The organism is Enterobacter sp. Tr-810, from assembly GCF_011752765.1.
In the GTDB taxonomy this organism is placed as follows: domain Bacteria; phylum Pseudomonadota; class Gammaproteobacteria; order Enterobacterales; family Enterobacteriaceae; genus Enterobacter; species Enterobacter soli.
In genome coordinates this window covers 521,359-536,005 of sequence record NZ_VWWW01000001.1, presented here as the reverse complement: position 1 = coordinate 536,005, position 14,647 = coordinate 521,359, and the positions used below count along the sequence as shown (strand labels likewise).

Below are 14,647 nucleotides of genomic sequence, written 5' to 3'. Positions count from 1 at the left end.
ATTCATTTCTCAGTCGATTAAAGAATAATCGTCCGGTTACCGTAAACAAAGACGCGTTGACCCAGTACCTGATACAACGCGCGGCTTAATACATTCTTCTCTACGTCGCGCCCGGCACGCATCATGTCTTCTGCTGTGTAGGTGTGATCCACATGAATCACGTCCTGCATAATGATTGGGCCTTCGTCCAGGTTGTCATTCACGTAGTGCGCCGTTGCACCAATGATCTTCACACCACGCTCATACGCCTGGTGGTATGGACGAGCACCGATAAAGGCCGGCAGGAACGAGTGGTGGATGTTGATAATCTTGTTCGGGAAACGTGACACGAAGGTTGGGGTCAACACACGCATGTATTTTGCCAGCACTACGTAGTCCGGATTATGCGCTTCAATGGCCTGCGCCATTAAGTCGTCATGCTCTTCACGGGTATGACCTTCGTGGCTCACCAGTTCGAACGGAATATCAAAACGTTCAACCAGCGTACGCAGCGTGTCGTGGTTACCAATAACGGCGGCAATTTCCACATCCAGCCCACCGTAGTTCGCCTTCATCAGCAGATCGCCCAGGCAGTGTGCTTCTTTGGTGACCAGAATCACGATACGACGACGGCCAGCGGGCGTCAGCTCACGAACAGAACCTTCAGGTAATGCGCTATCCAGGTCGGCAAGCAGGGTGGTGTCGTTGAAAATACCTTCCAGCTCGGTACGCATAAAGAAGCGACCGGTACGGTGGTCAACGAACTCGTTGTTCTGCACGATATTCAGTTCATGTTTGTAACAAATGTTGGTAATTCGTGCGATCAGCCCTTTTTGATCGGGACAGATGGTGCGCAGAACTTTACGTTGTAATGATTGCATCGCCGGGAAATCCTGTTTGAGTATTTGCGAAATCTGAGTTGTCAGGCATTACTGCCCGCAACACTTTTTAAATTTTTTACCTGAACCACAAGGGCAGGGATCGTTACGACCGATTTGCGGGCGCGTACCGTCAATATAATACCACTGCCCGCTTTCCTTTAAGAAACGGGAACGTTCGATAATGGCAGACGTTTTATCGCGTTCGGTAAAGCGGGCAACAAAGCTGACGTAGCCTTCGTTGTCGTTGCTTCCGGCCGAGGCGTCAAAAACGGTCAGGCCAAGCCACTGCGTGTTGGCGAAACCAGTTTCGATGTCCTGACGAAAATCGGCGGCATGACAAGACGGGTGCCAGGTCTTAATCAGATAGTCTGCGTCTTTGATCACAAAAGCAGTATAACGCGAACGCATAAGGTGTGACGGGTCTGGTGCAACCTGCTCGCCAGTAAGATATCGCTGGCAACATAGGCTATAATCCAGAGCGCTACCACAGGGGCAGAGTTGAGACACGATTCTCTTCCTGGAACAAAAATTAAGGGCGTAAAACGCTTCGGGTAGCACCATGTTAACTGAGCAGTTGCGTTGACGCTATGTTGAGAATCCAGGGGAAGTAAATCAGGGCTAATGAGAAAGGTTAAAATTGGACTGGCGCTGGGCTCAGGTGCAGCTCGCGGCTGGTCACATATCGGCGTAATTAATGCCTTAAAAGAGATGGGCATTGAGATTGATATCGTTGCAGGGTGTTCTATCGGTTCGCTGGTCGGGTCTGCGTATGCCTGTGGGAAGCTCCCGGAGCTGGAAACATGGGTGCGTTCCTTCAGCTACTGGGATGTTCTACGCCTTATGGATCTCTCCTGGCAACGCGGCGGTTTACTGCGCGGCGAACGGGTGTTTAATCAGTTCCGCCAGATAATGCCTCTTGAAGACTTCAGCGATTGCCGGTTGCCTTTCGGCGCTGTAGCGACAAACCTCAGCACGGGCCGGGAACTCTGGTTTACCGAAGGCGATATTCATCTTGCCGTACGTGCCTCCTGTAGTATGCCGGGTTTAATGGCGCCCGTTCCGCATAACGGCTACTGGCTGGTCGATGGCGGCGTGGTGAACCCGATTCCTATCTCACTCACCCGCGCGATGGGCGCAGACATCGTGATAGCCGTCGATCTGCAACATGATGCACACCTGATGCAGCAGGAGCTTTTGCCCGTCAATCTACAAAGCGAGGATGCGGAAGGTGAAAAACTCGCCTGGCATGAACGCTTGCGTGGGCGAATCGGCCGGATGGCGGCGCGTCGTGCGGTAGCCGCACCGACGGCAATCGAAATCATGACGACCTCAATCCAGGTGCTTGAAAACCGCCTTAAACGTAACCGCATGGCGGGCGACCCACCTGACATCCTTATTCAACCGTATTGCCCGCAAATCGCGACCCTGGACTTCCATCGTTCCGAAGCCGCTATTACTGCGGGCTCGTTAGCCGTTGAGAAGAAAATGGATGAGCTGTTGCCGTTTGTGCGGACATCAGCCTGAGCACCCTTTTTTTGATTACTTCAGCAAAATCTGACAGGCGATAGTGCCGATCACATGCCACTATTTAGTAACTGTCAGCCAGGGGAGGAACCATGACGCAGCCATTGGCCGGAAAACACATTTTGATAGTTGAAGACGAGCCCGTTTTCCGTTCGCTGCTGGATTCGTGGTTATCCTCGTTAGGCGCGATGACATCGCTTGCCGAGGACGGTATTGATGCTCTGGAAAAAATGGTCACTATCACGCCTGATCTGATGATTTGTGACATTGCCATGCCGCGCATGAACGGACTCAAGCTGGTCGAGCATCTTCGAAACGAGGGTGACCAGATCCCGATTCTGGTAATTTCTGCCACCGAAAATATGGCTGATATTGCCCGGGCATTGCGTTTAGGTGTGCAGGATATTTTGTTAAAACCGGTCAAGGATTTGAATCGCCTGCGTGAAACGGTACTGGCTTGCCTGTATCCCAATATGTTTAATTCCCGGGTTGAGGAAGAAGAACGCCTTTTCCAGGACTGGGATGCGTTAGTCAGTAATCCGCTGGCGGCCTCAAAATTGTTGCAGGAACTCCAGCCACCGGTTCAACAGACTATTTCTCATTGCCGTATAAATTATCGCCAATTGGTCGCCGCGGACGAACCCGGGCTGGTGCTTGATATTGCACCTTTATCGGATTCCGACCTCGCGTTTTATTGTCTGGATGTTACGCGAGCAGGTGATAACGGTGTATTAGCTGCGCTGTTACTTCGGGCGCTATTTAACGGGCTCTTGCAGGAACAGTTATCCCATCAGGGTCAACGGCTTCCTGAATTAGGCAGTTTACTTAAGCAGGTTAATCATCTTTTTCGCCAGGCCAATTTGCCGGGGCAATTTCCGCTGCTGGTCGGTTATTACCACAGCGGTCTGAAAAACCTTATCCTCGTCTCTGCCGGACTAAACGCAACGCTCAATACGGGGGAGCATCATATTCAGGTAAGCAATGGCGTTCCTTTAGGGACATTAGGAACAGCTTATCTTAATCAAATTAGCCAACGCTGCTCCTCCTGGCAGTGCCAAATTTGGGGGGCAGGGGGACGGTTACGCTTAATGTTGTCCACGGAATAAGCAATTGACTTTTATTCGTCAGATTGCTTTTCCGGTGTTTTGCTGACAGTGCTACTATCACCGCCAGATTCATGCGTATTTATCCTAATTGATCGGCAACGCGTCCTTTTCAGACCCGGACTGTATGGTGAGGCTGATATACTCAACGCGTTATTTATTGAATAAGTTCAAAACTTGAACAGCTCAGGAGAATTTCAATGGCTGCCCTAAATTCGAAAGTCAGAAAGGCCGTTATCCCGGTAGCGGGATTGGGAACCAGGATGCTACCCGCAACGAAGGCAATCCCTAAAGAGATGCTGCCGTTGGTTGATAAGCCATTAATCCAGTATGTCGTTAATGAATGTATCGCTGCCGGAATTACCGAAATTGTGCTGGTTACGCATTCATCCAAAAACTCTATCGAAAACCATTTTGATACAAGTTTTGAACTTGAAGCCATGCTGGAAAAACGCGTTAAGCGTCAGCTGTTAGCGGAAGTTCAGTCTATTTGCCCACCGCATGTCACCATCATGCAGGTGCGTCAGGGTCTGGCGAAAGGCCTGGGCCATGCGGTGCTGTGTGCTCACCCTGTTGTGGGTGACGAGCCTGTGGCCGTTATTCTGCCAGACGTTATTCTGGATGAATTCGAATCCGATCTGTCCCAGGATAACCTGGCAGAGATGATTAAACGCTTCGATGAAACCGGCAGCAGCCAGATCATGGTTGAGCCTGTTGCGGATGTCACCGCATACGGCGTTGTAGACTGCAAAGGCGTTAATCTGGAGCCTGGCGAAAGCGTGCCGATGGTTGGCGTCGTTGAAAAGCCAAAAGCGGATGTTGCACCGTCTAATCTGGCCGTTGTGGGTCGTTACGTCCTGAGCGCAGAAATCTGGCCGCTGCTGGCGAAAACCCCTCCAGGAGCGGGTGATGAGATCCAGCTTACTGATGGCATTGATATGCTGATCGAGAAAGAAACCGTTGAAGCTTACCACATGAAAGGTAAGAGCCATGACTGCGGTAATAAACTCGGTTATATGCAGGCGTTTGTTGAATATGGCATTCGCCACAATACTCTGGGTGAAGAATTTAAATCCTGGCTCCAGGAGAGCATGGGTATTAAAAAATAATCTGTTTCCTGGATGAACTAAACCGGTGTGGCATTGCCCACCGGTTTTTTTATGCCCATAACCCGGGCGGGGTCACCTGAGCCGGATTGTAAGGGTTTTTAAATAGTGTCTTGTCGCTATATGACAGAGTGTAAGGGGATGTTCGGCGTGAATTACAGATACAAAAAATCCCGCATTTAGCGGGATTTTTTAGAATGCGTCCTGATTAATCCTTGATCAGGAAGTCATCCAGTTGTTTACCCTGCTCATCCATTGCTTTCTTGATAACAGCAGGAGTACGACCCTGGCCAGTCCAGGTTTTAGTTTCGCCGTTCTCATCAACATAGCTATATTTAGCAGGACGAGCAGCGCGTTTAGCTTTGGTGCCGGTTTTAGCAGCAGCCATGCTGTTCAGCAATTCATTTGGATCGATACCATCAGCAATCAGCATTTCACGATATTGCTGAAGTTTGCGAGTGCGTTCTTCGATTTCAGCAGCAGCTGCGCTTTCTTCTTCACGACGTTCATTAACTACAACTTCTAATTTTTCCAGCATTTCTTCAAGCGTTTCAAGGGTGCATTCTCTTGCCTGCGCACGAAGAGTACGGATGTTGTTCAGAATTTTAAGTGCTTCGCTCATTGTAGTAATCTCAAACTTATAATGGGGGGTGGTTTGTTGTCCTAATAATAGAGCCATAAATTGACTTGTGCAATAGGTGAGAATGTAAGGAATTCAAAAAATACTAAATATGAGACGCTATTATTAATTACGCTAACTTAAATTTCACCCCCTCCCAGAGATGCTTCTTATCACGTCATAGATCATAAGGTTGCCGAACACATGTTTGTTTTTGTGACATTTACCGCAGGAATTATAGTTGCGACGGATAAATATCAGCCTTTTGTATTACTCCAGAAAAGCAGAGTGTTGCCGACAATAGTTAATAAATAGTGAATTTTAATGAATGCTGAATCCAGTATAAAAAGAAGTGTTATCTATGACTAAACGCTTAACCAAACTTTGCAGAAAAATGCGTTTACTTCATGTTTTAACGGATTATTTTCATAATCTGCTTGCTGATGCCTTCCCCCTGAAACCCATACTCTGTGCGGCGTGTCGCTGATGGAGAGACAAATTATGGTACAATGAACCATCGGAAATATTACACATTGATTAGGGTTTTACGGCCAATGGCACAACTTTATTTCTACTATTCGGCAATGAATGCAGGGAAATCCACAGCGTTACTCCAGTCCTCCTACAATTACCAGGAAAGGGGGATGCATACGTTGGTTTACACAGCCGAAATTGACGATCGCTTTGGCGCAGGGAAAGTGAGTTCAAGGATAGGCCTTTCGTCTCCTGCGAAGCTGTATAACCCCGAGACTGACCTGTTAGCGGATATCCGTACAGAACATGCTTCACGGCCCGTACATTGCGTGCTGGTGGACGAGAGCCAGTTCCTGACGCGCCAGCAGGTACATGGCCTTTCAGAGGTCGTTGATGAGCTGGATATCCCGGTGCTCTGTTATGGCCTGCGCACAGATTTCCGTGGAGAGCTATTTGCCGGCAGCCAATATTTACTCGCGTGGTCAGATAAACTCGTCGAATTAAAAACAATCTGCTTCTGTGGTCGCAAAGCGAGCATGGTACTTCGCCTTGAGCAATCCGGAAAACCTTACGCCGATGGTGAGCAGGTGGTGATAGGGGGCAATGAACGCTATGTTTCGGTCTGCCGTAAACACTATAAAGAAGCGTTGGTCGTGGGCTCGCTGACGGCTATTCAGAGCGATAACCGGAAATAAGATAAGGTTTGTTCCTTTAATTGCCTGACCGGCAGACATAAAAAAACCCGCCAATGGCGGGTTTTTTATCAGGCTGTCAATTAAGCGCTTTTCTTCGCTTTTTTATCAGCTTTTGCCGCAGGAGCTGCTTCAACTTTAGCTGCTGCAACTTCACCTTCTTTGAACTCACGGCCGTAGTAGGTATCCAGCAGGATCTGTTTCAGCTCGGAGATCAGTGGGTAGCGCGGGTTAGCACCAGTACACTGGTCATCGAAGGCATCTTCAGACAGTTTATCTACGTGAGCGAGGAAGTCAGCTTCCTGAACGCCAGCTTCACGGATAGATTTAGGAATACCCAGTTCAGCTTTGATGCTTTCCAGCCATGCCAGCAGTTTCTCAATCTTCGCAGCAGTACGGTCACCCGCAGCGCTCAGACCCAGATGGTCTGCGATTTCAGCGTAACGACGACGTGCTTGTGGGCGGTCGTACTGGCTGAATGCAGTCTGTTTGGTTGGGTTGTCGTTCGCGTTATAACGGATAACGTTGCTGATCAACAGGGCGTTCGCCAGACCGTGAGGAATGTGGAACTGAGAACCCAGTTTGTGCGCCATTGAGTGACAAACACCCAGGAAGGCGTTAGCAAACGCGATACCCGCGATAGTTGCTGCACTGTGTACACGCTCACGTGCTACAGGGTTTTTAGACCCTTCGTTGTAGGACGCAGGCAGGTTTTCTTTCAGCAGTTTCAGCGCTTGCAGAGCCTGGCCGTCAGAGAACTCAGATGCCAGTACAGAAACGTAAGCTTCCAGGGCGTGAGTCACTGCATCCAGACCACCGAACGCACACAGTGACTTCGGCATATCCATTACCAGGTTGGCGTCAACAATGGCCATATCTGGAGTCAGTGCATAGTCAGCCAGTGGGTATTTCTGACCTGTTGCATCGTCGGTAACAACCGCAAACGGCGTCACTTCTGAACCGGTACCGGAAGTGGTCGTCACAGCGATCATTTTCGCTTTTACGCCCATTTTCGGGAACTTGTAGATACGTTTACGGATATCCATAAAGCGCAGCGCCAGTTCTTCGAAGTGCGTTTCTGGGTGCTCGTACATTACCCACATGATTTTCGCGGCGTCCATTGGGGAACCGCCACCCAGTGCGATGATCACATCTGGTTTGAAGGAGTTCGCCAGTTCAGCACCTTTGCGAACAACGCTCAGTGTTGGGTCAGCTTCAACTTCGAAGAAGACTTCAGTTTCGACGCCAGCAGCTTTCAGAACAGAGGTGATCTGGTCTGCATAGCCGTTGTTGAACAGGAAACGGTCGGTCACGATGAGCGCACGTTTGTGGCCATCAGTAATCACTTCATCCAGCGCGATTGGCAGGGAGCCACGGCGGAAGTAGATAGATTTCGGAAGTTTGTGCCACAACATGTTTTCAGCTCGCTTAGCAACGGTTTTCTTGTTGATCAGGTGTTTTGGACCAACGTTTTCAGAGATGGAGTTACCACCCCAGGAACCACAACCCAGAGTCAGGGAAGGTGCGAGTTTAAAGTTGTACAGGTCACCGATACCACCCTGAGAAGCAGGGGTGTTAATCAGGATACGTGCTGTTTTCATCATCTGACCGAAGTGAGCAACACGTTCTGGCTGGTTATCCTGGTCGGTATACAGACATGAGGTGTGACCGATACCACCCATGGCAACCAGTTTCTCGGCTTTTTCTACCGCGTCTTCGAAATCTTTCGCGCGGTACATTGCAAGCGTAGGTGACAGTTTTTCGTGAGCAAATGGTTCGCTCTCATCAACAACTTTCACTTCACCGATCAGGATCTTAGTGGTAGCCGGAACGGTGAAACCTGCGATTTCGGCGATTTTATACGCTGGCTGGCCAACGATAGCGGCGTTCAGCGCGCCATTTTTCAGGATGATGTCCTGAACGGCTTTCAGCTCTTTGCCTTGCAGCATGTAGCCGCCGTGGCTTGCGAAACGTTCACGAACCGCATCGTATACAGAATCAACAACAACAACGGACTGCTCAGACGCACAGATTACACCGTTATCGAAGGTTTTAGACATCAGTACAGAAGCAACAGCACGTTTGATATCCGCAGTTTCGTCGATAACGACAGGGGTGTTACCCGCGCCTACGCCGATGGCTGGTTTACCGGAGCTGTATGCTGCTTTAACCATACCAGGACCACCGGTCGCCAGGATCAGGTTAATGTCAGGGTGATGCATCAGCGCGTTGGACAGTTCAACAGAAGGTTGGTCAATCCAGCCGATCAGGTCTTTTGGTGCGCCCGCAGCGATAGCCGCCTGCAATACGATATCAGCAGCTTTGTTGGTTGCATCTTTAGCACGTGGGTGCGGGGAGAAGATGATTGCGTTACGGGTCTTCAGGCTGATCAGTGATTTGAAGATTGCGGTAGAAGTTGGGTTGGTGGTTGGAACGATACCGCAAATAATGCCGATAGGTTCAGCGATAGTGATAGTACCGAAGGTGTCGTCTTCAGACAGAACGCCACAGGTTTTCTCATCTTTATAGGCGTTGTAGATATACTCAGAAGCAAAGTGGTTTTTGATCACTTTATCTTCGATGATACCCATGCCAGATTCAGCAACGGCCATTTTAGCGAGAGGGATTCGAGCATCTGCAGCAGCCAGAGCGGCCGCGCGGAAGATTTTATCAACCTGTTCTTGGGTGAAATTGGCATATTCACGCTGGGCTTTTTTGACGCGCTCGACGAGTGCGTTCAGTTCAGCGATGTTAGTAACAGCCATAATGCTCTCCTGATAATGTTTAAACTCTATTAGTAAACCAGCGCTCGATACGAGAGACAGTATAGTCAGAGCCGTTAGTACTTGCGTAACACTTAGTAAAACAAAGGGTTACTCGCTGCTCTAACACACTAATTTACTAAAAGAGCCTTACCTTAGCATCATCCCTTTTTGATAGGTGATCTCCCTGGGGGCGTAATCAAGATTACTCACTTCTGAGTACGAAAATCATGATCTACGTCAATTTTACCCCAAGCTGATACCTTTCAGCAGGGTTATTTCTTTGAGATTTTTCCAGTGTTAAATAATTAAGTAACTATTGGAAGTGGCGCTATCATTGAGAACACAAATGTTTAACATCATGAAATGATAGCGTTTTGACATAGATTTCTGGTGAAGTGTGCTAATAAAAAGCGTATCTTCAGCGCGGATGTATCATGACACACTGTCAGTCCCTGGCCATGCTCATAGGCGGAGCTAAACGTGATCCAAACGCTCTTTGATTTTCCTACATATTTTAAGTTTTTTATTGGTTTGTTCGCCCTGGTCAACCCGGTGGGGATTATTCCTGTCTTCATTAGTATGACCAGTTACCAGACGGCAGCGGCCAGGAACAAAACCAACCTGACGGCCAACATGTCTGTTGCCATCATTCTGCTGACGTCACTGTACCTGGGCGACGGCATTTTGCAGATATTTGGCATTTCTATCGATTCATTCCGTATTGCGGGTGGGATCCTGGTTGTTACCATTGCCATGTCGATGATCAGCGGCAAATTAGGTGAAGATAAGCAAAACAAACAAGAGAAGTCAGAAACGTCTGTCCGTGAAAGTATCGGTGTCGTGCCACTGGCGTTGCCGCTGATGGCAGGTCCGGGGGCAATCAGTTCCACTATTGTATGGGGAACGCGTTACCACAACCTGATGCACCTTATTGGTTTCTCCGTTGCCATTGCGATTTTTGCGTTGTGTTGTTGGGGGGTGTTCCGCATGGCGCCCTGGCTGGTTCGCCTGCTCGGGCAAACCGGCATTAACGTGATTACCCGTATTATGGGTCTGCTGCTGATGGCGCTGGGGATTGAATTTATCGTGACCGGGATAAAGAGCATTTTCCCCGGACTATTGCACTGAAGTCTTCATATGAAAGAACGGAGCCTGTGGCTCCGTTTTTTTTACGTGATTATCAGCAAATCATATAAATAAAATTGAAAAGGCGATGCGTCATAATAAATTCTACTAATAATAGCCTTTTCTTAAATTTCAACAGGTTAGTTATTTCTTGTTGACCTGCCTGCGCAGAAACCATCCAAACGATCTGTTATTTTACTCACATGATACTCTGGGGCTTGCTGAGAGATAACTGAAATGATATTAGTAATTTCAACGTTCCCCTAGAGGAATGTGCTAAATAATAACCAGTTGTTAAATTTTCGTACAAAACCAGTCGATGATAGCGCAGCGACGCGCTTGCAGAGGAAAATTCCTCTATCACATTGAATGTCATATGCTTTTATTGATTTTCAGTGCCAGGCAGGGCTGCCCCCAAAGAAACGGTAATCACCGTAAAAGAGAATTGCTTAACAAATTTGCAAAATGTATTGGCGCGAGATTACGCCATTTGGTACTTTCCGGCCTTATATTTTGCACACTAAACAAGTAGATGAGAATTATTTTCATATAGTTTCCATCTCAGATATCAAACGCACGTCTCATAACAGGGGAGGCGTGTTAAGAATCGACGCAAGACGGCCATACGAGCGGTCAGTAATAAAGAAGTCGGTGATAGCAAGAAGTAAAAAAAGAACCTGACAGTAGCAAAAAAAACTCCTGCACTGTACAGGCCCCAACAGGGGATTACACAGCTGGCAAAGCCAGTAATTATAATGAGTGGAGTATCAACACAATGTCCATCATCACTAAAAAAAGTCTGATTGCCGCGGGAATCTTTACTGCGCTAATCGCGGGTAATATGGCAATGGCTGCCGATGTACCTGCTGGCGTTACGCTGGCAGAAAAGCAAACCATGATTCGTAACAACGGCGCTGAGCCGCAGTCTCTGGATCCGAACAAAATTGAAGGCGTACCTGAAGCAAACATCAGCCGCGACCTGTTCGAAGGTCTGCTGATTACGTCGACGAAAGACGGTCACCCAATTCCGGGTGTTGCTGAAAGCTGGGATAACAAAGACTTTAAAGTCTGGACATTCCACCTGCGTAAAGACGCAAAATGGTCCAACGGTGAACCTGTCACCGCACAAGATTTCGTATATAGCTGGCAGCGTCTGGTTGATCCAAAAACCGCTTCCCCATACGCCAGCTATCCGCAGTACGGTCACATCCTGAACGTTGATGAAATCATCGACGGTAAAAAAGCCCCATCAGAACTCGGCGTGAAAGCCATTGACGATCACACTCTGGAAGTCACCCTGAGTGAGCCAGTCCCGTATTTCTACAAACTGCTGGTGAACCCGGCAATGTCTCCGGTTAACAAGACCGCCATCGAAAAATTCGGTGAGAAGTGGACTCAGCCAGCTAACATCGTCACTAACGGTGCTTATAAACTGAAAGACTGGGTTGTTAACGAACGTATCGTGATGGAGCGTAATACCAACTATTGGGATAACGCGAAAACCGTCGTAGACCAGATTACCTATCTGCCGATCTCGTCTGAAGTAACAGACGTTAACCGCTACCGCAGCGGCGAGATCGACATGACCTATAACAACCTGCCGATCGAACTCTTCCAGAAACTGAAAAAAGAGATCCCGACTGAAGTTCACGTCGACCCGTACCTGTGTACTTATTACTATGAAATCAACAACCAGAAAGCACCGTTCACCGATGCTCGCGTTCGTACCGCGCTGAAACTGGGTCTGGACCGCGATATCATCGTAAATAAAGTGAAAGCACAGGGCGATCTGCCGGCATTCGGTTACACTCCGCCATACGCGGACGGTGCAAAACTGACCAAACCAGAGTGGTTCACCTGGACTCAGGAAAAACGTAACGAAGAAGCGAAGAAACTGCTGGCCGAAGCTGGTTACACCGCAGACAAACCGCTGACGTTTAACCTGCTGTACAACACCTCCGATCTGCACAAGAAACTGGCAATCGCTGCCGCATCCATCTGGAAGAAAAACCTGGGTGTGGATGTGAAACTGGTGAACCAGGAGTGGAAAACCTTCCTCGATACCCGTCACCAGGGTAACTACGACGTGGCACGTGCTGGCTGGTGTGCAGACTACAACGAACCAACGTCCTTCCTGAATACCATGCTGTCTGACAGCTCCATGAACACCGCGCATTATAAGAGCCCGGCGTTTGATGCGATCATGAAAGACACGCTGAAAGTGACTGATGAAGCGCAACGTACTGCCCTGTACGACAAAGCAGAACAGCAGTTAGGCAAAGATTCTGCGATTGTACCGGTTTACTACTACGTGAACGCGCGCCTGGTGAAACCTTGGGTTGGCGGTTATACCGGTAAAGACCCGATGGACAACATCTATACTAAAGATCTGTACATCATTAAGCATTAATGGCAATCCGTGGGGCAAAGTTATTTGCCCCACTGTGTCTTAACTCATCGCACCATATACACCCGAATTTTCAGGTTTCCTGAAAGCTCAGGTGTAAAAGGCACACGCCAGAAGGTACGGGCAATGTTGAAATTTATCCTACGTCGCTGTCTTGAAGCGATTCCGACGCTCTTTATTCTTATTACTATTTCATTCTTCATGATGCGTCTTGCTCCCGGTAGTCCATTTACCAGCGAGCGCGCGCTGCCGCCAGAAGTCATGGCGAATATCGAAGCGAAATACCATTTAAACGATCCTATCTCCACGCAGTACTTCAATTATCTGAAGCAGCTGGCGCATGGCGATTTTGGCCCGTCATTCAAATATAAAGACTATTCCGTTAACGACCTGGTGGCCTCGAGCTTCCCGGTATCGGCCAAATTAGGTGCTGCGGCATTTATCCTGGCCGTGGTTCTCGGAGTGGCAGCGGGTGTTATCGCCGCGCTTAAACAAAATACCAAATGGGATTATGCAGTAATGGGGGTCGCAATGACCGGGGTGGTTATCCCCAGTTTCGTTGTCGCGCCATTGCTGGTGATGATATTTGCCATCACGCTGAAATGGTTGCCTGGCGGCGGCTGGAACGGCGGGGCACTGAAGTTCATGATTCTGCCGATGGTGGCATTATCTCTGGCGTATATCGCCAGTATCGCGCGTATTACCCGTGGCTCGATGATTGAAGTTCTGCACTCAAACTTCATTCGTACTGCGCGTGCCAAAGGGTTACCTATGCGCCGCATTATTCTGCGCCATGCGCTTAAACCTGCGCTGTTACCGGTGCTGTCTTATATGGGGCCAGCTTTCGTCGGTATTATTACCGGTTCAATGGTTATCGAGACCATCTATGGTCTGCCGGGAATTGGTCAGCTGTTTGTTAACGGCGCGCTCAACCGCGACTATTCGCTGGTACTGAGTCTGACTATCCTTGTCGGTGCATTAACCATTCTCTTTAACGCAGTTGTCGATGTGCTGTATGCCGTTATCGACCCGAAAATCCGTTACTAACACTGGAGCACGCCATGATGTTGAGTAAGAAAAACAGCGAGGCGCTGGAAAACTTCAGTGAAAAACTGGAAGTGGAAGGACGTAGCCTCTGGCAAGACGCCCGCCGTCGCTTTATGCATAACCGCGCAGCCGTTGCCAGCCTGATTGTTCTGGTGATCATCGCGTTGTTCGTGACCTTTGCGCCAATGCTGTCGCAGTTCACCTACTTCGATACCGACTGGGGCATGATGTCCAGCGCGCCTGATATGGCGTCCGGGCACTATTTTGGTACCGACTCCTCTGGCCGCGACCTGCTGGTGCGTGTCGCTATCGGCGGTCGTATCTCGCTGATGGTGGGTATTGCGGCCGCGCTGGTGGCGGTGATCCTCGGGACGTTATACGGCTCACTTTCCGGCTACCTGGGCGGCAAAGTGGACTCGGTCATGATGCGTCTGCTGGAGATCTTAAACTCCTTCCCGTTCATGTTCTTCGTCATCCTGCTGGTGACCTTCTTCGGTCAGAACATCCTGCTTATCTTCGTGGCAATCGGGATGGTGTCCTGGCTGGATATGGCGCGTATCGTGCGTGGTCAAACGCTGAGTCTTAAACGTAAAGAGTTTATCGAAGCGGCACAGGTCGGCGGTGTTTCAACCGGCAATATTGTGGTTCGCCACATTGTTCCTAACGTGCTGGGCGTGGTGGTGGTGTATGCCTCTCTGCTGGTGCCAAGCATGATCCTGTTTGAATCTTTCCTGAGCTTCCTTGGCCTTGGTACGCAAGAGCCACTGAGTAGCTGGGGTGCGCTGCTGAGTGATGGCGCTAACTCCATGGAAGTTTCACCGTGGTTGCTGCTGTACCCGGCAGGATTCCTGGTTGTAACCCTGTTCTGTTTCAACTTTATCGGCGATGGCCTGCGTGATGCCCTCGACCCGAAAGATCGTTAAGG

12 protein-coding genes are annotated in these 14,647 nt (G+C 49.1%); 8 read left to right on the top strand and 4 right to left on the bottom strand.

From position 1 onward, the window contains the following. Positions 1 to 17: 17 nt before the first annotated feature. Both purU and F3J30_RS02585 read right to left on the bottom strand, forming a co-directional pair. Positions 18 to 860 (bottom strand): formyltetrahydrofolate deformylase, encoded by an 843-nt coding sequence (purU, locus tag F3J30_RS02590; protein WP_014070548.1) that lies wholly within the window; start codon positions 858 to 860, stop codon positions 18 to 20. A 48-nt stretch (positions 861 to 908) separates the two neighbouring features. Then, complete coding sequence (locus F3J30_RS02585; RefSeq protein WP_014070547.1) at positions 909 to 1,367, bottom strand: YchJ family protein; 459 nt, start codon at positions 1,365 to 1,367, stop codon at positions 909 to 911. Between the two features lie 114 nt (positions 1,368 to 1,481). Here F3J30_RS02585 and rssA point away from each other — a divergent pair, with 114 nt between their 5' ends. The 3 genes from rssA to galU all read left to right on the top strand — a co-directional run bounded on the left by rssA (position 1,482) and on the right by galU (position 4,596). Continuing rightward, entirely contained in the window at positions 1,482 to 2,384 is a 903-nt protein-coding gene (gene rssA / locus F3J30_RS02580) for a patatin-like phospholipase RssA (protein WP_166715640.1), read from the top strand. A 92-nt stretch (positions 2,385 to 2,476) separates the two neighbouring features. Next, the gene (gene rssB, locus F3J30_RS02575) at positions 2,477 to 3,490 is read left to right on the top strand and encodes a two-component system response regulator RssB (RefSeq protein WP_014070545.1); all 1,014 of its coding nucleotides are present in this window, start codon (positions 2,477 to 2,479) and stop codon (positions 3,488 to 3,490) included. A 197-nt stretch (positions 3,491 to 3,687) separates the two neighbouring features. Continuing rightward, entirely contained in the window at positions 3,688 to 4,596 is a 909-nt protein-coding gene (gene galU, locus F3J30_RS02570; protein ID WP_014070544.1) for a UTP--glucose-1-phosphate uridylyltransferase GalU, read from the top strand. A 205-nt stretch (positions 4,597 to 4,801) separates the two neighbouring features. Here the strand turns inward: galU and hns are convergent, their stop codons facing one another. Continuing rightward, positions 4,802 to 5,215 carry a histone-like nucleoid-structuring protein H-NS gene (hns, locus tag F3J30_RS02565; protein ID WP_008502781.1) on the bottom strand — a complete coding sequence of 138 codons (414 nt, stop codon included), beginning with the start codon at positions 5,213 to 5,215 and terminating at the stop codon, positions 4,802 to 4,804. Between the two features lie 551 nt (positions 5,216 to 5,766). On the opposite strand from hns, the gene tdk reads away from it, so the two are divergent. Beyond that, positions 5,767 to 6,381, top strand: a complete 615-nt coding sequence (gene tdk / locus F3J30_RS02560; protein WP_166715636.1) for a thymidine kinase — start codon at positions 5,767 to 5,769, stop codon at positions 6,379 to 6,381. Between the two features lie 80 nt (positions 6,382 to 6,461). On the opposite strand, the gene adhE is transcribed toward tdk, so the two are convergent. Beyond that, positions 6,462 to 9,143 (bottom strand): bifunctional acetaldehyde-CoA/alcohol dehydrogenase, encoded by a 2,682-nt coding sequence (gene adhE, locus F3J30_RS02555; protein ID WP_166715634.1) that lies wholly within the window; start codon positions 9,141 to 9,143, stop codon positions 6,462 to 6,464. Positions 9,144 to 9,623: 480 nt separating this feature from the next. On the opposite strand from adhE, the gene F3J30_RS02550 reads away from it, so the two are divergent. The 4 genes from F3J30_RS02550 (at position 9,624) to oppC (ending at position 14,645) form a co-directional block, all read left to right on the top strand. Then, positions 9,624 to 10,271 carry a YchE family NAAT transporter gene (locus F3J30_RS02550; protein ID WP_014070541.1) on the top strand — a complete coding sequence of 216 codons (648 nt, stop codon included), beginning with the start codon at positions 9,624 to 9,626 and terminating at the stop codon, positions 10,269 to 10,271. A 772-nt stretch (positions 10,272 to 11,043) separates the two neighbouring features. Further along, positions 11,044 to 12,678: an oligopeptide ABC transporter substrate-binding protein OppA gene (gene oppA / locus F3J30_RS02545; RefSeq protein ID WP_014070540.1), complete on the top strand. Its 1,635-nt coding sequence runs from the start codon at positions 11,044 to 11,046 to the stop codon at positions 12,676 to 12,678. Between the two features lie 123 nt (positions 12,679 to 12,801). Next, a complete protein-coding gene (gene oppB, locus F3J30_RS02540) occupies positions 12,802 to 13,722 on the top strand; it encodes an oligopeptide ABC transporter permease OppB (protein ID WP_014070539.1) in 921 nt (306 codons plus the stop codon). Positions 13,723 to 13,736: 14 nt separating this feature from the next. Beyond that, positions 13,737 to 14,645, top strand: a complete 909-nt coding sequence (gene oppC, locus F3J30_RS02535; RefSeq protein WP_014070538.1) for an oligopeptide ABC transporter permease OppC — start codon at positions 13,737 to 13,739, stop codon at positions 14,643 to 14,645. Positions 14,646 to 14,647: the final 2 nt, after the last annotated feature.

Coding starts and splice junctions, on each gene's coding strand:
- purU (WP_014070548.1), bottom strand. CDS start 860: ATGCAATCATTACAACGTAAAGTTCTGCGCACCATCTGTCCCGATCAA.
- rssA (WP_166715640.1), top strand. CDS start 1,482: ATGAGAAAGGTTAAAATTGGACTGGCGCTGGGCTCAGGTGCAGCTCGC.
- rssB (WP_014070545.1), top strand. CDS start 2,477: ATGACGCAGCCATTGGCCGGAAAACACATTTTGATAGTTGAAGACGAG.
- galU (WP_014070544.1), top strand. CDS start 3,688: ATGGCTGCCCTAAATTCGAAAGTCAGAAAGGCCGTTATCCCGGTAGCG.
- hns (WP_008502781.1), bottom strand. CDS start 5,215: ATGAGCGAAGCACTTAAAATTCTGAACAACATCCGTACTCTTCGTGCG.
- tdk (WP_166715636.1), top strand. CDS start 5,767: ATGGCACAACTTTATTTCTACTATTCGGCAATGAATGCAGGGAAATCC.
- adhE (WP_166715634.1), bottom strand. CDS start 9,143: ATGGCTGTTACTAACATCGCTGAACTGAACGCACTCGTCGAGCGCGTC.
- oppA (WP_014070540.1), top strand. CDS start 11,044: ATGTCCATCATCACTAAAAAAAGTCTGATTGCCGCGGGAATCTTTACT.
- oppB (WP_014070539.1), top strand. CDS start 12,802: ATGTTGAAATTTATCCTACGTCGCTGTCTTGAAGCGATTCCGACGCTC.
- oppC (WP_014070538.1), top strand. CDS start 13,737: ATGATGTTGAGTAAGAAAAACAGCGAGGCGCTGGAAAACTTCAGTGAA.